We start from the raw sequence: 23876 nt of genomic DNA, 5'->3' as shown, positions 1-23876 counted from the left end.
GCCCACCGGAGTGGGCGGCCTGAGGGCTTGCCATGTGCGCCGCCAGGGACTCGAACCCCGGACCCGCTGATTAAGAGTCAGCTGCTCTAACCAACTGAGCTAGCGGCGCCTGCTGACGTGGAAGACAGTACACGCCGCCGGGCCGATCCGCCGAATCGTATCCGAGTGGTGACGCTGGGTGGTCAGCTGGCGGCGGCCTCCGGGTGGTGGCAGGCCGCCTGGTGGTCCGCTCCCGCCCGGTCGGCGTCGAGCGCGGGCCGCTCCCGTTCGCAGCGCACCCGGGCGGTCTCCGGGAGCCGGGCGTACAGCGGACAGCGGGTGCGGAACGCGCAGCCGGTGCGGCGCTCGGTGGGGGAGGGCGGGTCCCCGGCGAGCAGGATGCGGTCGCGCGCGCGTTCGGCGGCCGGGTCGGGCAGCGGCACGGCGGAGAGCAGGGCCCGGGTGTAGGGGTGCCGGGGGCGGTCGAAGACGGCGGAGACCTCGCCCTGCTCGACCGTCCGCCCCAGGTACATCACGCTGACCCGGTCGGCGAGGTGCCGGATCACCGACAGGTCGTGCGACACGAACAGGTAGGAGAGCCCGAGCTCGGCCTTGAGCGACTGCAGCAGGTTGAGGACCCCGGCCTGGATGGAGACGTCGAGGGCGGAGACCGGTTCGTCCAGGACCAGGAGCTTGGGCCGGACGGCGAGCGCCCGGGCGATCGAGACGCGCTGGCGCTGCCCGCCGGAGAACTGGTGCGGGTAGCGCTCGGTGTGCTCCGGGTCGAGGCCGACCTGCCGGAGCAGTTCGGGGACCCGGCGGGCGATCTCCTCGTGCGGGGCGTGCTGGGCGCGCAGCGGCTCGGCGATGATGTCGCCGATCGGCATCCGGGGGTCGAGGCTGGCCATCGGGTCCTGGAAGACGATCTGCAGTCCGGCCCGGAGCCGGTGGGCCTCGGCCCGGGTGAGCCGGGCGGTGTCGCGGCCGAGCAGCTCGATCCGGCCGGTCTCCGGGGCGCCGAGCTTCAGCAGTTCGAACAGGGTGGTGGACTTGCCGGAGCCGGACTCCCCGACCAGGCCGAGCGTCTCCCCCTCGCGCAGGTCCAGGTCGACGCCGTCCACCGCGTAGACCTCGCCGACCTTGCGCTTGAACACCGTGCCCTTGAGGAGCGGAAACGTTTTACCGAGTCCGCTCACCGACAGCACCGGCGCCCGCGAGGCGCGGTCCCCGCCCGCGACCGGGGCCGGCAGCTCCGGCACCGGGTACACCTCACCCGGCGCGGGCCGCCGCTCGGCCAGCTCCGCCGACCGGACGCAGGCGGCCAGGTGCTCCCCCGGACCTGCGGAGGCCGCACGCTCGGAGGCCGGACCCGCGGAGGCCCGACCCGCGGAGGCCGCACCCTCCCGGGCCGGCTCCGGGGTACCCTCCAGCGCGGGCTCGGCCGCCGTGCAGCGCTCCTCCGCCAGCGGGCAGCGCGCGGCGAACGGGCAGCCCGGCGGCAGTTCGGCCATCGGTGCGGGCGCGCCCGGAACCGGCACCAGCGCGCCGCCGGACCCGTCCAGCCGGGGCAGTGCGCCGATCAGGCCGAGGGTGTACGGGTGGCGCGGGGCCGCGAACAGCTCGTCCACCTCCGCCGTCTCCACCACCCGGCCCGCGTACATCACCGCGACCCGGTCGGCCGTCCCGGCGATCACCCCGAGGTCGTGGCTGACCAGGACCAGCGCTGCGCCGGTCTCCCGCTGCGCGGTGCGCAGCACGTCCAGCACCTGGGCCTGGATGGTCACGTCCAGGGCGGTGGTGGGCTCGTCCGCGAGCAGGATGTCGGGCTCGTTGGCGACGGCCATGGCGATCATCGCGCGCTGGCGCATGCCGCCGGAGAACTCGTGCGGGTAGCTGTCCAGGGCGCGGTCGGGCGCCGGAATGCCGACCAGGTCGAGGAGTTCGACGGCCCGTCGGCGGGCGGCGGCCTTGTCGACGTCCTGGTGGATGCGGACGGCCTCGGCGATCTGGTCGCCGATCCGGTAGACCGGGGTGAACGCGGACAGCGGGTCCTGGAACACCATGGCGACCCGCCGGCCGCGGATCGCGGCGAGCTCCCGCCCGGGCAGTCCGACCAGCTCGCGGCCGTCCAGGCGCACCGAGCCGCTGACCCGGGCCGTCCCCGGCAGCAGGCCCAGCACGGACAGTGCGGTGACGGACTTCCCGGAGCCGGACTCGCCGACGATGCCGAGCGTCTCGCCGCGCCGCAGGGTGAGGTCCACGCCGCGCACGGCCGGCACCGGGCCGTGCGGCCCGGTGAAGTCCACCCGCAGGTCGCGGACGGCGAGCAGCGGGGTTTCGACGGTGGTGGTCACGGGCGCTTCCTACGGGAACGACGGCTGTCGAGGACGGGACGGGAGCGACGGGAGCGGCCACCGGCCGCCCCGGCGGTGGGGTCGAGCGCGTCGCGCAGCCCGTCCCCGATCAGGTTGACCGCGAGGACGAACAGCACCAGCAGTCCGGCCGCGAAGTAGAACATCCACGGGAACACCGGGGCCTCGCTCGTTCCGGCGGCGAGCAGGGTGCCGAGCGACACGTCCGGCGCCTTGACCCCGAAGCCGAAGTAGGAGAGCGCGGTCTCGCTCATCACGGCTCCGCCGACCGCGATGGTGGCGTCGATGATGAGGAAGGAGGCGACGTTCGGCAGGATGTGCCGGCTGATGATCCGCAGCGGCCGCACGCCCATGAACCGTGCGGCGCGCACGAATTCGCGCTCGCGCAGGGAGAGGGTCATCGAGCGGACCACCCGGGCGGTGATCATCCAGTTGAACAGCGCGAGCAGCAGCACGAAGGCGATCCAGCCGGCGCTCTTCAACCGCGACGAGACGATGGTGATGATCAGGAACGCGGGGAAGACCAGCAGCAGGTCCACCAGGAACATCAGCGCCCGGTCGGCCCAGCCGCCGAAGTAGCCGGCGCAGGCTCCCACCACGGAGGCCAGCACCGTGGAGAACAGCGCCACCAGCAGCCCGATGACCAGTGACTTCTGCAGGCCGCGGACGGTCTGCGCGAACACGTCCTGGCCGACCCCGTTGGTGCCGAACCAGTGCGTGGCGGAGGGGGGTTGGTGCAGCGCGGTGAAGTCGGGGGTGGCGTAGTCCCAGGGCGTCAGGTACGGGCCGCCGAAGGCGAGCGCGAACAGCAGCAGGACGACGACGGCCCCGACGACGGCGCCCCGTGCGGCGAGCAGCCGGGCGAGGACGAGCCGACCGCGGCCGGTCCCCCGGCGGGTGGCGGGTGCGGGCAGCCCGGCGGGTCCGGCGGATCCGGACGGGCCGGTGGGCTCGGTGGGCTCGGCCGGCTCCAGGGAGAGGGTGGTCATCTCACGTCACCTCCGGTCAGGACCGCACGCGCGGGTCGAGGGCGGCGTGCAGGGTGTCGGCCAGGAAGCCGGAGGCGAGCACGACGACGGCGGTGAACAGGTTGATCGCGACGACCGAGTTGACGTCCTGTTCGTTGATCGACTGGATCAGCCACTCGCCCATGCCGTGCCAGCCGAAGATCGTCTCGGTGAAGATCGCACCGGTGAAGATGCCCAGGAAGCTGTAGGCGAACATGGTCGACATCGGGATCACGGCCGTCCGCAGCCCGTGCTTCAGCAGGGCACGTCCACGCGTCAGGCCCTTGGCCTCGGCGGTGCGCAGGTAGTCGGAGCCGACCACGTCGAGCATGGTGCCGCGCTGGTAGCGGCTGTAGGTGGCGAGACCGCCGAGGGCCAGCGAGAGGGTGGGCAGCAGCAGGTGCAGCGCCCAGTCGGCGAGGTGGGTGCCGAGACCGCCGGCCAGGCCGGGCGTCTCGTAGCCGGTGAACGGGATCACCTCGTGGCCGGCCGCGTCCTTCGCGGCGATCGCGCCGTTCTTCAGGAACAGCGCGACCAGGAAGACCGGGGTCGAGAGCAGCACGAAGGACAGCACGGTGAGCAGCCGGTCGGAGATCCGGTACTGGCGCACGGCGCTCCACGCCCCGGCGGCGACGCCGAGGAGCATGCCGAGCAGGCTGCCGAGCAGCATCAGCCGCAGCGAGACCCAGACCCGGCGGCCGAAGTCGTCGGAGACCGGGGTGTCGTGGATGGTCCGGCCGAGGTCGCCGTGGAGCAGACCGCCCGCCCAGTGGCCGAAGCGCTCGACCACCGGGGTGCGGTCGTTCAGGTTGAGCGCGGTGAGCTGGTGCTCGACCGATTCGGCGGACGGGCGGGGGACCTTGGCGTCGAAGTAGGTGCGGGGCTGGAGGGCGGTCGCGGAGATCGCGTACGCCAGGAAGACGGCGGCTGTCAGCAGGATCGCGTAGTAGCCGAGCCGCTTGGTCAGGTAGCGGAGCATCAGCGGCTGCCCGGGGTGGGGGCGGGGCCGACGCGTCTGGTGGGCATCGGGTGGCTGGCCTTCGGTCGGAGCCCGGTCAGGGCGTCAGGTGGTCGGAGGGGAGAGCGGGTCGGGAAAGCGCAGGTCAGAGTCAAACAGCCGGGCACGGCAGGGGTGTTGCGGCCGTGTTGCCTCCGGTGACTTTTGGATCAGGTGTGCGCTCCTCCCCCTGGTGGCGGATCTGATCCGCTGTTACGTTCCTCTGGCTCGATGCCGGATTGAGTGCCCATGCTCAAGCCCGGTCATGCCTGTCGCGCGCGGACTCCCGCTCCGCAGACCTCACCAGGGGGACCTCATGGACGCTTCCACCACGGCCCGCCGCCTCGGCCGGGCGACCGCCCTCGCCGTCGCCGCCGCGCTCGCGGTCACCGCGTGCACCTCGGGCGGCGGCGGCTCGACCGGTGACGTGGCCAAGAGCGAACCGCCGAGACAGGACTCCCAGGACATCAACGCCAAGCCGTTGGACCAGGTCAAGGACGGCGGCGAGGTGCGCCTGCCGCTGTACCAGTGGATCACCCAGTGGAACCCTTTCCAGGTGGACGGCCGGTACGGCGACGCCGTCGACATCATGCGCGCGCTGGAGCCGAACCTCTTCACCACGGACGCCTCCGGGAACTTCCAGCCCGTCGCCGACTACCTGCAGGAGGCCAAGATCACCTCGACCTCCCCGCAGGTGATCACCTACAAGCTGAACCCCAAGGCGAAGTGGTCGGACGGCAAGCCGCTGAGCTACCTGGACTTCAAGGCGGACTGGGAGGCCAGCAACGGCAAGAAGGACGGCTACAACATCGCCGACTCCTCCGGCTACGAGCTCATCTCCTCCGTCGAGCAGGGCGCGGACCCGACCGAGGTCAAGGTCACCTTCTCCGAGCCGTACGCCGACTGGCAGAACCTGTTCCGCCCGCTGATCCCGGCGGCCGGCATCAGCACGGCGGACGACTTCAACCAGGGCTGGGTGGAGAAGATCCCGATCACCGCGGGCGCCCTGAAGGTCGGGACGGCGGACAAGACCGCGCAGACCCTGACCCTGGTCCCCGACCCGGCGTGGTGGGGGACGAAGCCCAAGCTCGACCGGATCACCTTCCGGGTGATGTCCCAGTCGGCGACGACGCAGGCGTTCCTCAACAACGAGATCGACCTCGCCACGGCCGGCACCGCGGCCGCGTACGGGCAGCTCAAGGGTGCCAAGGACGCCGTGATCCGGGCCGCGAGCCCGTGGGACGAGGTGCACATCTCGTTCGGCCAGGGCGGAGCACTGGCCGACCAGAAGGTCCGGCAGGCGCTCGGGAAGGCGCTCGACCGGTCCTCGTTGATCAAGATCGCGAACAACGGCGTGCCCGTGGAGTTCAAGCCGCTCGGCAACCACATCATCATGCCGAACCAGACGGGCTACCAGGACAACTCCGGCGAGTGGGCGAAGTTCGACCTGGCCGCGGCCAAGAAGCTGCTCGACGAGGCGGGGTGGAAGGACGCGGGCGCCGGCCAGCCGCGCACCAAGGACGGCCGGCAGCTGGAACTGCACTGGGTGGTCAACGACGCCACTCCCCAGGCGCAGTTGGACCTGGCCACGGCCGCGGTGGCGATGTGGCTGGCGGCCGGGGTGAAGGTCGACCTCGACAAGGTGCCGTCCAACGACTTCTTCACCAAGTACGTGAACCCCGGCAAGTTCGAGATCGCCAGCTGGCGGAACACCGACTCGTTCCCGCTCTCCACCTCGCTCGTCAACTTCCGCCTGCCGGTGGGGGACAACGTCTTCGGCAACTTCTCCAAGCTCGGCACGCCCGAGATCGACGCCCTGCTGAAGAAGGCGGCCGGCACGCTCGACCCGGTGGAGGCCGCGAAGCTGTACAACCAGGCGGACGCGAAGATCTGGGAGCTCGGCCACACCGTCGAGCTGTACCAGCGGCCGACCGTCGTGGCGACCCGCAAGGGCCTGGCCAACGAGGGCGCGTTCGGCCTGGCGGGGACGGACTACGCCAAGATCGGCTGGGAGAAGTGACCCGGGCCGCCGGCGCGGCGGAGCAGCCGCACGGCAGGCGCTGGCGAGCAGCGCGGTGATCACGAGGCCGGTGGTGCGGACACGGGGTAGGTCGGCGCTGCCGCCCCCGCTGTCCTGCCACCGGCCTTGACCTTCCGCGTTGCCCGCAGGCCGCCCGTGTCGTGGGGCCCCGCAGGGCCCGCGCTTGCCTCCAACCGGGGAAGAATCTAGCCGGGCGCCGGGGCCGCCCGCGGCGCAGCGCGCGGGGCGCGCCAGGAAATCCGCCGCGGTGTCACCCACTTCGCGCACCGGACCGTCAACTTGGGCTGACGGTAAGGACAAACAGGGCATACGCGGGCATCGCGCCCCGGTTCCGGCGGGACGGCCGGAGCGCGCCGGTGCGTGCGCCGGGGCCGGGCCGCTGCCAGGATGCGCGGGGACGGGCGGGCCTCCCGGCCCGCCCCGTTCCCGTTCCCGACGAGTTCCCATCCACGCCCCCGGAGCAGCACCGATGGCCAGTGAACCCGCCGCCGCGGCACCCCGTCCGTACCCCGTCGACCCGCCGCCGGTGCGGCGGATGGTCCCGCGCGACCGGCACGAGCCGCACCGGGTCGCCACCCCGCTGGAACTCTTCTTCGACCTCTGCTTCGTGGTCGCGGTCGGCCAGGCCGGCCGAGAACTCGCCCACTCCCTCGCGGCGGGGCACTACGGGGAGGGGCTGCGCGGCTACGCCCTCGCGTTCTTCGCGATCTGGTGGGCCTGGATGAACTTCACCTGGTTCGCGTCCGCGTACGACTGCGACGACGTGCCGTACCGGCTCACCACGCTGGTCCAGATCGCCGGGGTGCTGATCCTCGCCGCCGGGGTGCCGCGGCTGTTCGCCACCCAGGACCTGGTGCTGGCGATCACCGGGTACGTGGTGATGCGGCTGGCGATGGTCACCCAGTGGCTGCGGGCGGCCGCCGGCGAGCAGGGCCCGGCGCGCGGGGTGGCGCTGCGGTACGCACTGGGGATCACGATCTGCCAGGTCGGCTGGGTGGTGCTGCTGCTCCTGCCGGACGCCGCCCGGCCGGTGGCCGTCCCGCTCGGCGTGCTGTGCGAGCTGGCCGTGCCGGTGCTCGCCGAACTGCGGATGCAGACCACCTGGCACCCGCACCACATCGCCGAGCGGTACGGGCTGTTCACCCTGATCGTGCTCGGCGAGGCGGTGGCCGCGGCCACGGTGGCGGTGCAGTCCGCCGTGGACGAGCACGAGGGGCTGGGCCGGCTGGTGCCGGTGGCGATCGGCGGTCTGCTGATCTGCTTCGCCGCGTGGTGGCTTTACTTCGCCCGGCCCGTCCACGAGCACCTGCGGTCCAACCGGCAGGCGTTCGCCTGGGGTTACGGGCACTACCTGGTGTTCGGCTCGGCGGCGGCGATCGGCACCGGGCTGGAGGTGGCGGTGGAGTCGGCCGTGCACAAGGCGGAGATCTCCGACACGGCCGCCACCGCGACGGTCACCGTGCCGACGGCGGTCTACCTGGTGACGGTGTGGTTCCTGCACTCCCGGCACACCAAGCGCGGCCCGGTGGCCCAGGCGGTGGCGCCGACCGGGGCCGTGCTGGTGCTGGCCTGCACCGCGTTCGGCGCCTCCGGCGTGCTGGCGGCGGGCCTGGCGTGCGCGCTGATGGTCGCGGTGGGGGTGCTGATCCACAGCCGGGAGAGCCGCTGAGCCCCGTCAGGCCCGGCCCAGCAGCCCCGGTTCGTGCCGCGCCAGCCAGGCCCGGTAGGCCGGGTTGACCTCGGCCGATTCCAGGTAGGCGGCGCGCAGTTCGGCGTGGAGCGCGTCCAGGGCGGGCGGGCCGAGCGCGCGCGGGCGCCAGGTGAAGAGCAGTCGGACGGCCAGCGGGTCCCCGTGGACCGGGCGGACCACGGTGCCGGGGCCGGGCAGCGCGGTCGGCTGGCAGGGGCGGACGGCCTCGCCGGAGGCGACCAGTTCGGCGGCGGTGGCGTTGTCGCGCACCTGCACCACCCGGGGGTCGAGCCCGGCCGCGCGGAACACCCGGCGCAAGGCCGCGTACTCGTGGTCGGCGGTCGGGTCCACCATCCAGGTGTCCTCGGCGAGGTCGGCCAGGTGGACGACCGAGCGGGCGGCGGCCGGGTGGCCGGCGGACAGCGCGACGAACTGCGGCTCCCGGGCCATCAGCACCCGGTGCTCGGCGCCCGGCGGCACCCGCAGCGGGAAGCCCTCGCTCTCGTGGACGAAGGCCACCTCGAGCTGGTCGGAGGCGACCATCCGGAGCAGCGCGCTCGCGGAGACGTCGACGTGGATGGTGGTGTCGGTGTCCGGCAGCCGCTGGTGCACCCGGCGCAGCCAGGCCGCGACCGTCCGGCCGCCGACGCTGCCGATGCGCAGCCGCCGTCGGCGCCCGGGCCCGGCGGCGTCCCGGGCCTCCTGGCGGGCGGCGGCCACCAGCGCGGCCAGCTCGCCGATCACCGGCCGGGCCCGGGAGAGCACCGAGTGGCCGAGCGCGGTGGGCCGGCTGCCGGTCTGCTCACGGGTGAACAGGGTGCCGCCGATGGCCCGTTCGATGCGGTGCAGCTGTGTCGTGAGGGAGGGCTGGGTCATGCCGAGTTGGAGCGCGGCCTTGCGGAGGCTGCCGGTGTCGGCGATCGCGCACAGCACCCGGAGGTGTCTCACGTCGAGCTCCACGGCGGGAGCATAGACGGCGCCGGAGCGTCTTGCCAAGTACATGTCAGTTCGCCGGCAGTGTGGCCGCGACCGCGCGGAGCGGGCCCCGGCGAACCGCCGCGCTGCCGCATCGCCACATTGCCGCGCTGCGAGGGGGCGCTGCCGCATCGCCGCGCTGCCGCGTGAACCGGAGCGCGGGGGCCGCCCGGCCGGAAACGGGCGGCCCACCGCAGTGGGTACTTCCCCGCCCCGGAGCCTAGCCAAGGGCGGAACGGAATGCCAGGGGCATGAGTGGGTCAAGACGAGTAAAAGACGGCTCGAATCCGCCCTGGGCGGAGGGGTATTGGACCGGGCTATCACCGGTTGACATCATCCGCCCGCCCGCCGGGCTGCCCGAAGCTCTGGGGCATCACCCGTTCGCCAGGTGTCCCCCAGGGCCGGCCCCCAACCGGCTACGGCACCCCAGGAATCGGAGCCCCCACATGAAGCGATCCGTGCTGTCCGCCACCCTCGGCCTGGCCCTCGCGGCCGGCCTCGCCGTGCTGCCCACCACCGCGGCCAACGCCGCCCCGGCCGTACACGGCTACACCGCCTCGACGTACGCCGGTTCGGCCGCCGAGGCCGCGGACAACCAGGCGTTCTTCCAGGCCGTGATGGCCTCCGCCAAGGCCAAGCAGGCCGCCAACCCCGGCCTGACCACCGTCGTGGTCACCTACGACGCCAGCTCGGCCCCGTCCTTCCGCACCCAGATCGCCAACGCCGCCCAGATCTGGAACAGTTCGGTCAGCAACGTGCAGCTGCGGTCGGGCTCGGCCGCCGACTTCCGCTACTACGAGGGCAACGACAGCCGCGGCTCGTACGCCAGCACCGACGGACACGGGCGCGGCTACATATTCCTCGACTACGCGCAGAACCAGCAGTACAACTCGGTCCGGGTGACGGCCCACGAGACCGGGCACGTGCTCGGCCTGCCGGACCACTACTCCGGCCCGTGCAGCGAGCTGATGTCCGGCGGCGGCCCCGGCCCGTCCTGCACCAACCCGTACCCGAACGCCACCGAGCGCAGCCGGGTCAACTCGCTGTGGGCGCGCGGCTGACCGACTGCACCGTCCCGGGCCGGCCGCAGCGGCGTGCGGCCGGCCCGGGCCGTGTCGGTGGCGCGTGCGGCCGATCCGGGCCGTGTCGGTGGCGCGTGCGAGCATGCGGGCGAGGACCATCCGCCCCCGACCGCAAGGTGCCGCCGCCATGTCCCGTTCCGTCCCCGACCGGCTCGCCGACCTCCCCTACGCGGAACTGCTGAGCCCGCACACCGGTCCGCTGCGCAGCGACGCCCGGTACGACACCGCGCACTTCGACGGCGGCGAGCGCACCGACGAGTCGGGGGCCGGTGCGGTCTTCCTGGAGTGCGCCTTCACCGGTGTCGCGCTCAGCGGGGTCAAGCTGCGCCAGGCCCGGTTCAACGAGGTCTGGGTGCAGGCCGGCCGCTGGGTGGCCTGCGACCTGAGCGAGAGCGAGTGGCAGGACAGCGCCTTCGTCGGCGGGGTGCTGGCCGGGATCGCCGGGTACGGCTCCGCGCTGCGCCGGGTGGTGTTCCGCGGCTGCAAGCTGGAGGCGGTCAACCTGCGGTCGGCCGTGCTGCGGGACGTCGTGTTCGAGGACTGCCTGCTGCGCGACGTGGACTTCGGCGAGGCGAAGCTGACCGAGGTGTCCTTCCCCGGCTCGACGCTGGAGGAGGTCCGGCTCCGCGGTGCCGCCCTGAAGAAGACCGACCTGCGCGGCGCCGTCCGGCTCGGGCTGGCGGACGGCCACCAGGGGCTGCGCGGGGCGACCATCAGCTCCACTCAACTGCTGGAACTCGCGCCCCAGTTCGCCCACGCACTGGGCATCGAGGTCAAGGACCGCTGACTCCGGCGCAGCCCGTCCCTCCCCGCAACGGCGCCGGCCCGTCCTCCCGCCCCCGCAACGGCGCCGGCCCGTCCCTCCGCAGCGGCGTCCCGCGTTCAGCCCGGCGTCGCTCGGTGACACCCGGAGGAACAGTCCGACAATCCTGCTGCACGCCTCTGGTGGCCCGCTTCGGGAGCGGTGGAGACTGCTGCGCGATCGGTGAGCCAACTTGTGTACACAACATCGCCAGCGAAGGGACGGGCCGGGCTGATGGCCGAGTTGAGTCGTAGGAAGTTCGTCACGCTGTCCGGCGCCGCAGCGGCGGGCCTCGCGGTGGCCGGCACCGGCGCCGCGGGAGCCGCCCCGGGCGCCGCGGCGGCGACTGCCTCCACCACCACGCTCAGCACCACGGGCACCATCGCCGACGTGCAGCACGTGGTGATCCTGATGCAGGAGAACCGCAGCTTCGACCACTACTTCGGCATGCTGCGCGGCGTGCGCGGCTTCGCCGACCGCAGCGCCATCCAGATCGCCGGCGGCTACAGCGTCTTCAACCAGCCCAACGGCCTGCTCTCCCGCCAGTACCCGTGGCAGTTCAGCCAGACCAAGCCGGCCGGCGGCGCCGACCCCGAGCGCCTCGCCCAGTGCAACGGCGACCTCAGCCACGGCTGGAGCGACCAGCACAGCGCGTGGAACAGCGGCAAGATGGACAACTGGGTCGCCGCGAAGGGCAACGTCCGCACCCTCGGCTTCCTCACCCGCCAGGACATCCCCTTCCACTACGCCCTGGCCGAGAACTGGACCATCTGCGACGCCTACCACTGCTCGGTGCTCAGCGCGACGGGCCCCAACCGCACCTACCACTGGTCCGGCCAGATCGACCCCGCCGGCACCGCGGGCGGCCCGGCCTACGACGGCGGCGACGAGAAGGGCCTGCGCTGGCAGACCTTCGCCGAGGCGCTGGAGGGCGCCGGCGTGAGCTGGAAGGTCTACCAGAACGCCGCCGACAACTACGGCGACAACGCGCTGGCCTACTTCTCGCAGTTCGCCAACGCCCCGGCCGGCAGCGCGTTGGCGACCAAGGGCATGGGCTCGGTGCCCAAGGTCACCGGACGGACCCCGGACGACATCGTCGCCGCGATCAAGGCCGACGTGCTGGCCGGCACCCTCCCGAAGGTCTCCTGGATCGTCCCCGACCAGGCCTCCTCCGAGCACCCGTACGCCACCCCGGCCGACGGCGCGCACTTCGTCCACAACGTCATCGACGCGCTGAACGCGGACCCGAACGTCTTCAACTCGTCCGTCCTGTTCGTCAACTACGACGAGAACGACGGCTTCTTCGACCACGTCCCGCCGCCGGTCGCCCCGGCCGGCACCCCCGGCGAGTTCTACAACGGCACCAACATCGGCCTCGGCTTCCGCGTCCCGATGATCGCCGTCTCGCCCTGGACCCGCGGCGGCTGGGTCAACTCCGAGACCTTCGACCACACCTCGGTGCTGCGCTTCCTGGAGGTCTGGACGTCCGCCCTCGGCACGCCCGCCAAGTGCGTGAACATCAGCGACTGGCGCCGCCGGGTGTGCGGTGACCTCACCAGCGTGTTCGACTTCGCCAACCCGGTGTACGGCCTGCCCGCGCTGCCCGACACCTCGCAGACCATCGGCCTGTCCGCCTGCGGCCCGCTGCCCAACCCGGCCCCGGTGAACAACCAGCTGCCCGTCCAGGAGCCCGGCACCCGCCAGGCCCGCGCCCTGCCGTACCAGCCGAACGCCAACCTGGATCACCTGGAGTTCGGCTCGTCCGGGGTCATGAAGGTCTGGCTGAAGATGGAGAACGCGGGCGCCGCGGCCGTGAAGTCCGCGCACTTCGCCGCCTACGCCAACGCCTACCGCAGCGGCGGCCCCTGGCAGTACACCGTCGACCCGGGCGGCAACACCAGCGACTTCTTCAACTGCGGCACCGGCTTCGGCGGCGGCCCCTACGACCTGTCCGTGGTCGGCCCCAACCGCTTCCTGCGCCGCTTCAAGGGCGACGCCACCAAGGCGGGCAAGAACGCGGCGGTCACGGCCTCGTACGCGGTCGAACCGGGAACCGGCAAGCTGGCGGTGTACTTCAAGCTGGCCAACACCGGCAGCACCCCGATGACCTTCACCATCGCCTCCAACAACTACCGCACCGACGGCCCCTGGACGTACCAGGTCCCGGCGGGCGGCAGCGTCAGCGACTACTTCAACGCCGTGGCCTACACCAACGGCTGGTACGACTTCACCATCACGGTGGACGCGGACAGCAGCTGGTCCCAGCGCTTCACCGGCCACCTGGAGACGGGCGCCCCCAGCGTCAGCGGCTGACCACCGCGTCCGCCGCGCGGACCGGAGGCCCCGCCACCCGCCTCGCGGGTGGCGGGGTCCCGTGTCAGCGTCGCCAGAACAGGTGGTGGGTGACGCCGCTCGGGCTGGGCACGACGTCCAGGTGGAACCGGTCGAGCAGTTCGTCGGGCGAGTCCCAGAGCCGCAGCCCGGAGCCGAGCTCCACCGGTGACACCACCACGTGCAGGGTGTCGACGAGGTCGGCGTCGAGGAACTGGCGGATGGTGGTGACTCCGCCGCCGAGTCGGACGTCCTTGCCGTCCGCCGCCTTCCGCGCCTGTTCGAGGACCGTGGCCGGGTCGCCGTCGACGAAGTGGAACGTGGTGTCGGAGAGCGTGAACGACGGCCGCGTGTGGTGGGTCATGACGAACACCGGCGTGCGGAACGGGGGCTCGTCACCCCACCAGCCGCGCCACTCGTGGTCCTGCCAGGGGCCGCGCTGGGGACCGAACTTGTTGCGGCCCATGATCTCGGCGCCGATGTTGCGTGCGAAGTCCCGCGTGAAGTAGTCGTCGAGGCCCCTGGTCCCGCCGGGGTCGGTCCGCATGGGCCAGCTCGCCGTTGCTCCGGCCCAGGAGAACAGCCTCTCGGGACGGGCGAGGCCGAACGGCTCCTCGAGGCTCTGGTGCTCACCGGCGCCGATCCCGTCGAGCGAGACGTTGAAGTTCATGACTCTGAGCAGTTGGTCCACGTGTTCCCTCGGCAGGTCTCGGAGTGTCGTCGGGTCGTCGGGCGGCGGGTCGCCGCCCATCATGACGTCGAACGGGAGCCGGCCGGATCGACATCGGGCGGCGGCCTCCTTTTCAGGGGGAGCTTCGGGAGGCCGCACCACCGCGAGGTCCGGTGGGCAGTGGATCGGGCGACGGCTCACGCGTACGGGCCCCGCGGGAACCACGGGTCGTGGACCTCGCGGGGCCCGTACGGCGTCAGCAGGGTGAAGGTGTGCACTCCCGCCGCGTACTCGGCCAGCTGGACCGCGCCGTACCTGGTCTCCAGCTCGGCCTGCACGGGGACCGGCAGCCTGCTCAGCGCCCGTCGCAGCTGCAGGGCGTCCCGGCGGCTGACCGGGTGCGGGGCGCGCAGCACCAGCCGCAGCGGGCTGAGCGGGCCGGCCACCGGCAGGCCGGTGCCCAGCTCGTGGCCGGCCGCGCCGATCGGCCCCCAGGAGAGCCGGTGATCGGCCACCAGCCGGGCGGCCTCGGGCAGCAGGGCCAGGGCGGGGATCCCGGCGATCCGGTCCGGGGCCAGCCGACCCCAGCGCTCGGGCAGTTGTTCGGGCCGCAGCGTGCGGGCCACCGCCGACCAGGGCGCCAGCGCGTCCAGCCGCTGTCCCGGCCGGGGGCCGCGCACGGTGACCGGGATCCAGTGTTCGGGCGCCGCCTCCTCGTCGCGGGCGCAGCGCAGTGGTCGCGGCAGGTCCGCCGGGTCGCCGACCACCGTGGGTGCCCGGCCCACCGTCACCCAGGGGTGCGCGCGCAGGACGGTCCGCGCCCATGGAGGCAGTTCGCCGCCCGTGAGCGGCCGCAGCGAACTCGGGCACTGCATCAGCAGCAGATCGTGCGTCCCGGGCAGCCGCCCGGCCAGGGCGGCCAGGGGCCCGACCCGCCGCCGCGGCCCGTCGTGCAGTTCCTCGGTCGAGTTCCTCACACCGCCACCTTCCGCCCGCCGCCCGCCCGCGGCTACGGCCCTTCGGTGCGGTCCGCCCGGGACCAAGGACTCAAGGTGCGTCCGTCCGGGCCCGGTGTGAGAGTGGGGGCAGCCCGGTATTCCGTCGTTCCGTTCGTAGGAGGAGGAGTCATGGGCATCTTCGACAGGTTCCGCCACAGGCCGCAGGGGGCGGTCGGCGGGGACGGCTCTCAGCGGGCTGCCCTGGCCCACGACGAGGCGGCCGACGCGTTCGCGGACGAGGTGGAGCGGTCCCGCGAGATGCAGGACCGGCTGGCCCGGGAGCGCCTGGCCCAGGAGGAGGCCGACCGGCGTGCCGCCGAGAACATGACGGCCGAGGGCGACCCCTGGGACTGAGCGGCGACCCCTGGGACTTAGCGGCGCCCCCTTGGACTGGGGGGCGCCCCCAGGGAAGGGGCGCGCCGGGTCAGCGCGGCGGCAGCGGCGGGCGCCGCAGGTCCGGGCGGGGTGTGGACTCCGGCGGGGGCGCAGCGGCGGGCGCGTCCTCCAGCAGTTCCAGGGCCAGCTGGACGGCGGTGACCAGCTCGGGGTGGCGGCCGCGCGCCCAGTCCCGCGGGGTGCGCAGGACGTGCACGTCCGGCTCGACGCCCTGGTTCTCCACCGACCAGCCGAGGCCGCCGGTGAACCAGGAGGCGTTCTTCGGCACCGAGATCTGGGTGCCGTCGCCCAGGGTGTGCCGCCCGGTCATCCCGACCACCCCGCCCCAGGTGCGGCTGCCGATCACCGGGCCGAGGCCGATCAGCTTGATGGCCGCGATGATCACGTCCCCGTCCGAGCTGGTCGCCTCGTCGGCGAGGGCCACCAGCGGTCCGCGCAGGGCGTGCCGGGGCCACCGGACCGGCCGGCGGTCGCGGGTGAAGTCCCAGGCGAGGACCTGCCGGGTGAGTTTCTCCAGCACCAGTTCGGAGACGTTGCCGCCGGCGTTGCCGCGCACGTCGAGCACCAGGGCGGGCTTGTCCAGTTCGCGCCGCAGGTCCCGGTTGAACTGCGCCCAGCCGGAGCCGCCGAGGTCCGGGATGTGCAGGTAGCCGCACCGGCCGTCGCTGTACTCCCGGACCAGCGAACGGCGTTTGGCCACCCAGTCCTGGTAGCGGATGGCCCGCTCGTCGGTCAGCGGGGTGACGGTGATCCGCCGCACCGGGCCGTCCGGGCCGCTGCGCAGGGTGAGTTCCACGGTGGTGCCGCCGGTGCCGGCCAGCTGCGGCAGCGGGCCGCGCAGCGGGTCCACCGGTCGGCCGCCGATCTCCAGCAGTTCGTCGCCGTCCCGTACGCCCTGGCCGGCCAGCGGCGCGCGGGCGCGCGGGTCGGAGGACTCGCCGGGCAGCACCCGGTCGACCAGCCACCGGCCGTCGGGGGAGCGGTGGGCGTTGGCGCCGAGGAGGCCGAGCGGCTGCTGGGCTAGTGTGGGGCCCTCGGCGCGCCGGGAGGGGGTGACGTAGGCGTGCGAGGTGCCGAGTTCGCCGAGGAGTTCGCGCAGCAGGTCGGCGAAGTCGTCGGGTGAGCAGATCCGTTCCAGCAGCGGTTCGTACTGGGCGACCAGCGCCGTCCAGTCCAGGCCGGACATCCGCTCGTCCCAGAACTGGTCCCGGACGATCCGGGCCGCTTCGTGGTACGCCTGGCGCCATTCGGCGGCCGGGTGCACGGTGTGGGTGATCCGGCGAAGGTCGACGGTGGTCCCGGCGGAGGGCGCGGCGACCGGGACCACCCGCAGCGTCCCCGCCGAGTAGATCGCGATCGAGCCGCCGTCGCCGGAGACGGCGTAGCCGTCCAGGTTGTCGACCAGCGTGGTGCGGGTGCCGCGGGCCAGGTCGAAGTGCTCCAGGGAGGGGCGCCCGGAGGTGTCGTCGGGGCTGGCGAAGGTCTGTCCGAGGGTGCCGGAGATCGGCCACCGCAGCCAGACGAGACCGCCACGCACCGCGTCGGTGGCCGAGTACTTGGAGGCGATCACCGGGAACTGCAGCAGCCGGTCGCCGATGCCCTGCGGGTCGACCCGGACGGTGCCGTCGCCGCCGCCGTTCCCGCGCGGGGCGCCGTCCTCGGCGGGCGCGGCGAACGGGGAGGGCGTGTCGGCGGTGAGCGGGACGAGGTACGGGCGGCAGCCGACCGGGAAGGAGAGGTCCCCGGTGTGCACGTCGTGCACGGGGTCGAAGCCGCGCCAGGAGAGGAAGGCGAGGTAGCGGCCGTCCCGGGTGAACACCGGCTGCTCGTCCTCGAACCGTCCGTCGGTGACGTCGACGACCGGTGCGGGGGCGTCGGTGCGGGTGAGGCGGATCCGGCGCAGGGAGCGTCCGGCGGCCGGCTGGGACCAGGCGAGCCAGTGCGAGTCGGGGGCGAACCGGGCGCTGGAGACCGGCCCGTACTCGGAGGCGGCCAGCTCGCGCACCGCGCCGTCGGCGGCGGAGACCAGCAGCAGCCGGCCGTCCGACGTGGCGGCGGCCAGGTGGGCGCCGTCGGGGGAGGCGGTGAGTTCCAGGACCCGGCCGAGCCGCCCGGCGGCGAGCACCCGGTGGCGGTGCCGCTGCCCGCTCGTCGGGGCGGCGGGGTCCTCGTGGCCGGGCAGCGGTACCACCTCGATCGCGTCGGCGCCGCGGGCGTCGGTGATCCAGGCCGCCTCCCCGGTGTGGCCGAGCACGACCGGCAGCCGGGTCCGCACCCCCGGGGTGTCGGCGAGGGCGCGGGCCGGGCCGTCCTTGTGGGTGAGCCAGTACTGGCTGCCGCGCACGGTGACCAACCCGGCCCGTCCGGTCTGGTCGCAGGCGAGGTCCTTGACCTGGGTGGCGGCGTTGACCAGGTACGGGCGGCGGCCGGCCCGGGCGCCGCCGAGCGGGACGGTGAGCCGGCGCGGGCCGGGGGCGTCCAGACCGTCCAGCAGCCAGAGGTCGCCGGCGTGCTGGTAGACGATCCGGGTGCCGTCGGTGGCGGCTTCGCGGGCGTAGTAGGAGGCGTGGTCGGTGTGCCGGCGCAGGTCGCTGCCGTCGGGGCGGCAGGAGTAGACGTTGCCGATGCCCTCGTGGTCGGAGAGGAAGGCGACCCGGTCGTCGGGGGGCTCGCCGACCGGCATGGGGGAGGCGAGGTGGCCGGTGTGGCCGGGCAGGACCAGCTCGCCGTCCACCCAGAGCCGGCCGGTCGCGCCGCCGCGGTAGCGCTTCCAGGCGGCGGGTTCGTGCGGGGCGGCGCCGGTGAGCAGCACCGTCCGTGCGCGGCTCATCTGGGCGTCGCCGACCGGGCCCCAGGGCATCCGGCGGCCGGGGGAACCGTCCGGCGGGAGGGCGTGCGCCCAGGTGTAGTGGCCGAAGGGCTCGTGGAAGGAGGTGACGGCCAGTACCTCGCCGTCCGGCAGCCAGCCGCGCACCCGGGTGTCCTGGCTGCCCCAGAAGCTGAGCCGGCGGCCCTCGCCGCCCTCGACCGGTGCGGTCCACACCTCGGGGGTCAGGCCGAGCCAGCTGGTCCAGGCGAGGGCGGTGCCGTCGGGGGAGAAGCGGGGGTGGCTGACCCGGGTGCGGTCGCAGCTGACCCGCCAGGCCCGTCCGGTGGCGGCGGCGTCGCCGTCCAGCGGGGCGATCCAGACGTCGTCCTCGGCGGTGAAGGTGAGCAGGCCGCCGTGCAGGTGGGGGTGGCGGAGGTAGCCGGGCGGGGTCACCCCTCCATCCTTCGACGGGGTGTCACCCCCGGCAACCGGGGCGGTCCGCCGTCGGACGTGCGGCTCCGTCCGGACCGGTCTGGACCATTGACAGCGCACCGGCGGATCCACTTCAGTGGTCTAGTCCAACTTGGGTGCCAGGCCGGGCCGTTCCCCCCACTGGCGCGTGCTCCGGCGTGCCCTCGGACGTCCCCCACGACCGCGCCACCGCAGGAGCCCCCGCATGCGCAGAACCACGTTCCGCAGAACGACGCCCCGCACGGTCACGTCCCGCACAGCACCGGTCGGGGGCCGCCGCGCCGCCCTCGCCGCCGGCACCGCCTCCGCCGTCGCCGCGGCCACCCTGGCCGGCGTCACCCTGGGCCTGGCGCCCGCAGCCTCGGCCGGCGAGTTCCTGGCCAACGGCGGCTTCGAATCCGGCGCGCTCGGCCCCTGGACCTGCACCGGGAACACCGGCAGCGTCGTCACCGCCCCGGTGCACGGCGGCCGCTACGCGCTCGCCGCCGCGGCCAGTGCGGGCGACACCGCCCAGTGCGCCCAGACCGTCGCCGTCACGCCCGGCACCACCTACACCCTCAGCGCCTACGTCAACGGCTCGTACGTCTACCTCGGCGTCGGCGGCGGCCCCAGCACCTGGACCCCCGGCACCGGCGGCGGCTACCAGAAGCTCAGCCTCAGCTTCACCACCGGCGCCACCCAGACCAGCGCCACCGTGTACACCCACGGCTGGTACGGGCAGGGCACCTACTACGCGGACGACGTCTCGCTGGACGGCCCGGGCGCGCCCACGCCGACTCCGACTCCCACGCCCACCGGCTCTCCGACGCCCACGTCCTCGCCGACCGCAACGCCCACCCCGACCCCGACCGGTACCCCCACAGGCACCCCGACCGGCACTCCGACGGGCACCCCCGCGGGCGGCCACGCCCTGGTCGGCTACCTGCACGCCAGCTTCGCCAACGGCGCCGGCTACACCAGGATGGCCGACGTCCCCGCCTCCTGGGACATCATCGACCTGTCCTTCGGCGAGCCCACCTCCCCGACCTCAGGTGACATCCGCTTCAACCGCTGCCCGACCACCGACTGCCCGTCCGCCGAGTCCGACGCCGACTTCAAGGCCGCCATCGCCGCCAAGCGCGCCCAGGGCAAGAAGGTGCTGATCTCGATCGGCGGCCAGAACGGCCAGGTCCAGCTGACCACCACCGCCGCCCGGGACACCTTCGTCAGCTCGGTGTCGGCGATCATCGACAAGTGGGGCCTGGACGGTCTGGACATCGACTTCGAAGGCCACTCGCTCTCCCTCGACACCGGCGACACCGACTTCAGGAACCCCACCAGCGCGGTGATCGTCAACCTGATCTCGGCACTGAAGACCCTCAAGGCCAAGTACGGCCCGGGCTTCGTGCTGACCATGGCGCCCGAGACCTTCTTCGTCCAACTCGGCTACCAGTACTACGGATCCGGCCCCTGGGGCGGCCAGGACCCGCGCGCCGGGGCGTACCTGCCGGTCATCCACGCGCTGCGCGACGACCTCACCCTGCTGCACGTCCAGGACTACAACTCCGGCTCCATCATGGGGCTGGACAACCAGTACCACTCGATGGGCGGCGCTGACTTCCACGTCGCGATGACGGACATGCTGCTCAAGGGCTTCCCGGTGGCGGGCAACACCGCCAACGTGTTCCCGCCGCTGCCCGCCTCGAAGGTCGCCATCGGCATGCCGGCCACCACCAACGCGGGCAACGGGTACGTCGCCCCCGCGGAGGTCGCCAAGGCCCTGGACTGCCTCACCAAGCTGGTCAACTGCGGGACGTACGTGCCGCGTTCGGGAGCCCAGCCGAACCTGCGCGGGCTGATGACCTGGTCGATCAACTGGGACCGGTTCGGCGGCCAGGAGTTCTCCAAGAACTTCGACGGCTACTTCGGCCGGTGAGCCCGTGAGCCCGTGAGCCCGTGAGCCCGTGAACCGGTGAGCTGTCGAGCCGCCGGGTCGGTGAGCCGCCGGGTCGGTGAGTCGGTGAGCCGGTGAGTTGGTGAGCCGGCGATCAGGCCCCGCGGGGCCGTGCTTGAACCTGACACCCGTGTGAGGTCCGAGCATGGCCCCATGGCGACCACCCAGCTCACAACCCCGGTACCCCGCAGGGCCTTTCCGCTCCCCTCCCTGCTCGCCCTGGCCACCGCCGTCTTCGTCACCGCGCTCACCGAGAACCTGCCCGCCGGCGTCCTGCCCGGGATGAGCCGGGCACTCGGGGTCAGCGAGTCGGCCGCCGGGCAGACCGTCACCGTCTACGCGATCGGTTCCGCCGTCACCGCGATCCCGCTCACCGCGGCCACCGCCGCCTGGAGCCGCAAACGGCTGCTGCTCACCGCGATGGCCGGCTTCGCGGTGGCCAACACGGTGACGGCGCTCTCCGCGAACTATCCGCTGACGCTGGCCGCCCGCTTCCTGGCGGGCGTCGCGGCGGGCCTCGCCTGGGCACTGCTGGCCGGGTACGCCAGGCGGCTGGTGCCGGTCGAGTCGCAGGGGCGGGCGATGGCGGTGGCGATGGCCGGCGTGCCGGTCGCGCTCTCGGTCGGCGTGCCGGTCGGCACCTTCCTCGGCCGGGCGCTCGCCTGGCGGGTGCCCTTCCTGGCCATGACGGCCCTGGCCGTCGCCGTGGTCGGCTGGATCGCGGCGCTCCTGCCCGACCAGCCCCCGCCCGGCCGCTCGCCGGCGGCCGATCACGGACGCCCGGAGCCGGACGGGGGAGTCCGGGCCGCCCTCCACGTGCCCGGAGTGGCGCCGGTGCTCACCGTGACGGTGCTCTTCGTGCTCGCCCACACCATCCTGTTCACCTACGTCTCGCCGTTCCTCGACCGGGCCGGTCTCGGCGGTGCCGCCGACTCCGTGCTGCTGGTGTTCGGACTGGCCTCCCTGGTGAGCGTCTGGCTCACCGGCGTCCACATCCACCGCCGCCTGCGGCGGTTGACGATCGGCGGCGCGCTGCTGGTCGCCCTGACGGCGGGTCTGCTCGGCCTGTGGTCGCACAGCGCGCCGCTCGTCCACCTCGCCGCCCTGCTCTGGGGCCTGGGCTGGGGCGGCGCACCGACCCTGCTGCAGACCGCCGTCGGCGACGCGGGCGGCGAACGGGCGGACGCCGCCCAGGCGATGCTGGTCACCCTGTGGAACGCCGCGATGGCGGGCGGCGGGGTGCTCGGCGGCCTGGTCCTCGGCCGTCTCGGCACCGGCGCCCTGCCCTGGACGGTGCTCGCGCTGCTGCTGCCCGTCCTGGCGGTGACCCTCGCCGCCCGCCGCCACGGCTTCCCCGCGACGCGGGGCCGGACCGGGTCCGGCGTCGCGGGCCCGCAGGCGGGGGTGTGACGCCGGACCCCTAGGCCCGCAGCAGCCGGTTCGCCTCCTCGACCACCTCGGGGGACGCCTTGGCGAGGGATCCCGCGGCGTACGGCGGCTGCGGGTCGTACTCGATCACCAGCTGGAGCGCCTGCGCGGTCGTGTCCCCGGCGGTCAGGCCGGTCAGCGTCAGCGCGAGGTCGATCCCGGCCGAGACCCCGGCCGCGGTCGCGTACTTGCCGTCGACCACGATCCGCTCGATCCCGGTCGGCTCCGCCCCGAAGCCGGCCAGCTGGTCCAGGCAGATCCAGTGCGAGGTGGCCCGGCGGCCCTCGAGCAGCCCGGCGGCGCCCAGCAGCAGCGAGCCGGAGCAGACCGAGGTGGTCCAGGTGGTGGTCGCGTCGACGGCGCGCACCCACTCGACCACGGCCGGGTCGGTCAGCTGGGCCCCCGTCCCCGGTCCGCCGGGCACCAGCAGGACGTCGGCCGAGTCCACCTCCTCCAGGGCGGCGTCCGCGGTGAGCGCCAGGCTCGCCATGTCGGTGCGGACCGGCCCGCGCCGGGCCGCGGTGAACACCACCTCGGCGCCGGGGATCCGGGACAGCACCTCGTACGGGCCCACGGCGTCGAGGGCGGTGAAGTCGGGGTACAGCAGGACGGCGATGCGCATCAGGGTCCTCCGTCGGGACGGGTTCGGAAGCGGCGTCGGTACTCGGCGGGCGGGGCGGCCAGGGTCCGGACGAAGGCGCGCCGCATCGCCTCCGGGGTGCCGTAGCCGCAGGAGCGGGCGATCTCCTCGATGCCGTCGTCGGTGTCCTCCAGCCGCCGCCGGGCGGCCTCCAGCCGGACGCCGTCGACGTACCGGCCCGGGGTCACCCCCACCTCGGCGGCGAAGGCGCGGGCGAAGTGCCGCGGCGACAGCGCCGAGCGGCGGGCCAGCGCCTCGACCGACAGGTCGGCATCCGGGTGCTCGGCGATCCACCGCTGCACCTCGCGCAGCGGCTGCCGGGCCGCGACCTGGGCGGCCAGCTGGGTGCTGAACTGGGCCTGGTTGCCGGGTCGGCGCAGGAAGACCACCAGGTGGCGGGCGATCAGCAGTGCGGTCTCCCGGCCGAGGTCCTCCTCGACCAGCGCGAGGGCGAGGTCGATCCCGGCGGTGACCCCGGCCGAGGTGGCGACGTGCCCGTCCCGGACGTGGATCGGGTCCGGGTCCACCGCGATGTCCGGGAAGCGCCGGGCCAGCTCCTCGCAGTACGCCCAGTGGGTGGTCGCCCGGCGCCCGGAGAGCAGTCCGGCCCGGGCGAGCAGGAAGGCCCCGGTGCACACCGACACCACCCGCTCGGCACGACCGGCCAGCTCGCGGATCCGCGCCACCAGCGCGTCGTCCGGGTCCTCGGTGCCCTGCCCGCCGGGCACCAGCAGGGTGTGGGCCGCCGCGACCTCGGCGAGGTCCGCGTCCGGCAGCAACCGGAGCCCGCTGCAGCTGCGCACCGGCCCACCGCCCAGCGAGGCCGTGGTCACCCGGTACGCGTCCGGCTGCCCGGAGGCCGCGTTCGCTCCGGCGAACACCTCCAGGGGGCCGGTCACGTCGAGGCTCTGCACGCCCTCGTGGAGGACGATGACCACGCTGCGCGCTCTCATGCGGCCAGCCTGTCAGCGGGCGCGGAGGGCAGCAATGACCTGCTTCCCACCTTTCCTGCCAACGGGCGGGGCCTCCGGGCGGCGGGAACGCCGGGGCCGGAACGCGGCGGCGGCCGCACGGCCCGGAGTCGATACGCCCGGGGTCGAATCGCCCGGGGTCGTATTGCCCGGAGTGGAAACGCCCGGAGTGGAAACGCCCCGAGTCGAAACGCCGGAAGGCCCTCCGCTCTCGCGACGGGCCTTCCGGCTGTCTGTGCGCCGCCAGGGACTCGAACCCCGGACCCGCTGATTAAGAGTCAGCT

Annotated in this window: 17 protein-coding genes and 1 tRNA gene; 8 read left to right on the top strand and 10 right to left on the bottom strand. The window is 73.6% G+C overall.

What is annotated here, in order from left to right:
- Window positions 1-35: 35 nt before the first annotated feature.
- The 4 genes from ABT247_RS17740 to ABT247_RS17725 form a co-directional block, all read right to left on the bottom strand.
- A tRNA-Lys gene (locus tag ABT247_RS17740) sits at window positions 36-109 on the bottom strand.
- Between the two features lie 73 nt (window positions 110-182).
- Entirely contained in the window at window positions 183-2333 is a 2151-nt protein-coding gene (locus ABT247_RS17735) for an ABC transporter ATP-binding protein (RefSeq protein ID WP_350743720.1), read from the bottom strand.
- Window positions 2330-3340: an ABC transporter permease gene (locus ABT247_RS17730; protein ID WP_350743719.1), complete on the bottom strand. Its 1011-nt coding sequence runs from the start codon at window positions 3338-3340 to the stop codon at window positions 2330-2332. Before ABT247_RS17730 ends, ABT247_RS17735 begins: the two co-directional genes overlap by 4 nt.
- A gap of 16 nt (window positions 3341-3356) precedes the next feature.
- A complete protein-coding gene (locus ABT247_RS17725) occupies window positions 3357-4337 on the bottom strand; it encodes an ABC transporter permease (RefSeq protein WP_350743718.1) in 981 nt (326 codons plus the stop codon).
- A 334-nt stretch (window positions 4338-4671) separates the two neighbouring features.
- Here ABT247_RS17725 and ABT247_RS17720 point away from each other — a divergent pair, with 334 nt between their 5' ends.
- Entirely contained in the window at window positions 4672-6375 is a 1704-nt protein-coding gene (locus ABT247_RS17720) for an ABC transporter family substrate-binding protein (RefSeq protein ID WP_350743717.1), read from the top strand.
- Between the two features lie 490 nt (window positions 6376-6865).
- Window positions 6866-8065: a low temperature requirement protein A gene (locus ABT247_RS17715; protein WP_350743716.1), complete on the top strand. Its 1200-nt coding sequence runs from the start codon at window positions 6866-6868 to the stop codon at window positions 8063-8065.
- Between the two features lie 6 nt (window positions 8066-8071).
- On the opposite strand, the gene ABT247_RS17710 is transcribed toward ABT247_RS17715, so the two are convergent.
- Window positions 8072-9088 (bottom strand): LysR family transcriptional regulator, encoded by a 1017-nt coding sequence (locus ABT247_RS17710; protein WP_502892460.1) that lies wholly within the window; start codon window positions 9086-9088, stop codon window positions 8072-8074.
- A gap of 419 nt (window positions 9089-9507) precedes the next feature.
- Here ABT247_RS17710 and snpA point away from each other — a divergent pair, with 419 nt between their 5' ends.
- The 3 genes from snpA (at window position 9508) to ABT247_RS17695 (ending at window position 13258) form a co-directional block, all read left to right on the top strand.
- On the top strand, window positions 9508-10122 hold the full coding sequence (gene snpA / locus ABT247_RS17705) for a snapalysin (RefSeq protein ID WP_350743714.1): 615 nt from the start codon (window positions 9508-9510) through the stop codon (window positions 10120-10122).
- A 148-nt stretch (window positions 10123-10270) separates the two neighbouring features.
- Window positions 10271-10930: a pentapeptide repeat-containing protein gene (locus ABT247_RS17700; protein WP_350743713.1), complete on the top strand. Its 660-nt coding sequence runs from the start codon at window positions 10271-10273 to the stop codon at window positions 10928-10930.
- 249 nt (window positions 10931-11179) lie between these two features.
- A complete protein-coding gene (locus ABT247_RS17695; protein WP_350743712.1) occupies window positions 11180-13258 on the top strand; it encodes a phosphocholine-specific phospholipase C in 2079 nt (692 codons plus the stop codon).
- Window positions 13259-13322: 64 nt separating this feature from the next.
- On the opposite strand, the gene ABT247_RS17690 is transcribed toward ABT247_RS17695, so the two are convergent.
- Window positions 13323-13967: a dihydrofolate reductase family protein gene (locus ABT247_RS17690; RefSeq protein WP_350743711.1), complete on the bottom strand. Its 645-nt coding sequence runs from the start codon at window positions 13965-13967 to the stop codon at window positions 13323-13325.
- A gap of 176 nt (window positions 13968-14143) precedes the next feature.
- Window positions 14144-14923, bottom strand: coding sequence for a phosphoribosyl-dephospho-CoA transferase MdcG domain-containing protein (locus ABT247_RS17685; protein WP_350743710.1), 780 nt, complete (start codon window positions 14921-14923; stop codon window positions 14144-14146).
- Between the two features lie 150 nt (window positions 14924-15073).
- On the opposite strand from ABT247_RS17685, the gene ABT247_RS17680 reads away from it, so the two are divergent.
- Window positions 15074-15298 carry a hypothetical protein gene (locus ABT247_RS17680; protein WP_350743709.1) on the top strand — a complete coding sequence of 75 codons (225 nt, stop codon included), beginning with the start codon at window positions 15074-15076 and terminating at the stop codon, window positions 15296-15298.
- Window positions 15299-15368: 70 nt separating this feature from the next.
- Here ABT247_RS17680 and ABT247_RS17675 read toward each other — a convergent pair whose 3' ends face one another.
- A complete protein-coding gene (locus tag ABT247_RS17675) occupies window positions 15369-18602 on the bottom strand; it encodes a S41 family peptidase (protein ID WP_350743708.1) in 3234 nt (1077 codons plus the stop codon).
- A gap of 223 nt (window positions 18603-18825) precedes the next feature.
- Between ABT247_RS17675 and ABT247_RS17670 the strand changes: the two genes are divergently transcribed.
- Window positions 18826-20535, top strand: coding sequence for a chitinase (locus ABT247_RS17670; RefSeq protein WP_350743707.1), 1710 nt, complete (start codon window positions 18826-18828; stop codon window positions 20533-20535).
- A gap of 171 nt (window positions 20536-20706) precedes the next feature.
- Window positions 20707-21963, top strand: coding sequence for an MFS transporter (locus ABT247_RS17665; protein ID WP_350743706.1), 1257 nt, complete (start codon window positions 20707-20709; stop codon window positions 21961-21963).
- 10 nt (window positions 21964-21973) lie between these two features.
- Here the strand turns inward: ABT247_RS17665 and ABT247_RS17660 are convergent, their stop codons facing one another.
- Complete coding sequence (locus tag ABT247_RS17660) at window positions 21974-22603, bottom strand: DJ-1/PfpI family protein (RefSeq protein ID WP_350743705.1); 630 nt, start codon at window positions 22601-22603, stop codon at window positions 21974-21976.
- Window positions 22603-23574, bottom strand: coding sequence for a GlxA family transcriptional regulator (locus tag ABT247_RS17655; protein ID WP_350743704.1), 972 nt, complete (start codon window positions 23572-23574; stop codon window positions 22603-22605). Before ABT247_RS17655 ends, ABT247_RS17660 begins: the two co-directional genes overlap by 1 nt.
- Window positions 23575-23876: the final 302 nt, after the last annotated feature.

The organism is Kitasatospora sp. NPDC001539, from assembly GCF_040298565.1.
Classification (GTDB): domain Bacteria; phylum Actinomycetota; class Actinomycetes; order Streptomycetales; family Streptomycetaceae; genus Kitasatospora.
This window is presented reverse-complemented; position numbering and strand designations above follow the sequence as displayed.

What these genes read in the sequence shown, in the direction of transcription:
- ABT247_RS17660 (WP_350743705.1), bottom strand. Translation starts at nt 22,603, where the DNA reads ATGCGCATCGCCGTCCTGCTGTACCCCGACTTCACCGCCCTCGACGCC.
- ABT247_RS17655 (WP_350743704.1), bottom strand. Translation starts at nt 23,574, where the DNA reads ATGAGAGCGCGCAGCGTGGTCATCGTCCTCCACGAGGGCGTGCAGAGC.
- ABT247_RS17670 (WP_350743707.1), top strand. Translation starts at nt 18,826, where the DNA reads ATGCGCAGAACCACGTTCCGCAGAACGACGCCCCGCACGGTCACGTCC.
- ABT247_RS17725 (WP_350743718.1), bottom strand. Translation starts at nt 4,337, where the DNA reads ATGCTCCGCTACCTGACCAAGCGGCTCGGCTACTACGCGATCCTGCTG.
- ABT247_RS17730 (WP_350743719.1), bottom strand. Translation starts at nt 3,340, where the DNA reads ATGACCACCCTCTCCCTGGAGCCGGCCGAGCCCACCGAGCCCACCGGC.
- ABT247_RS17700 (WP_350743713.1), top strand. Translation starts at nt 10,271, where the DNA reads ATGTCCCGTTCCGTCCCCGACCGGCTCGCCGACCTCCCCTACGCGGAA.
- ABT247_RS17715 (WP_350743716.1), top strand. Translation starts at nt 6,866, where the DNA reads ATGGCCAGTGAACCCGCCGCCGCGGCACCCCGTCCGTACCCCGTCGAC.
- ABT247_RS17680 (WP_350743709.1), top strand. Translation starts at nt 15,074, where the DNA reads ATGGGCATCTTCGACAGGTTCCGCCACAGGCCGCAGGGGGCGGTCGGC.
- ABT247_RS17695 (WP_350743712.1), top strand. Translation starts at nt 11,180, where the DNA reads ATGGCCGAGTTGAGTCGTAGGAAGTTCGTCACGCTGTCCGGCGCCGCA.
- ABT247_RS17665 (WP_350743706.1), top strand. Translation starts at nt 20,707, where the DNA reads ATGGCGACCACCCAGCTCACAACCCCGGTACCCCGCAGGGCCTTTCCG.
- ABT247_RS17710 (WP_502892460.1), bottom strand. Translation starts at nt 9,088, where the DNA reads ATGTACTTGGCAAGACGCTCCGGCGCCGTCTATGCTCCCGCCGTGGAG.
- ABT247_RS17720 (WP_350743717.1), top strand. Translation starts at nt 4,672, where the DNA reads ATGGACGCTTCCACCACGGCCCGCCGCCTCGGCCGGGCGACCGCCCTC.
- snpA (WP_350743714.1), top strand. Translation starts at nt 9,508, where the DNA reads ATGAAGCGATCCGTGCTGTCCGCCACCCTCGGCCTGGCCCTCGCGGCC.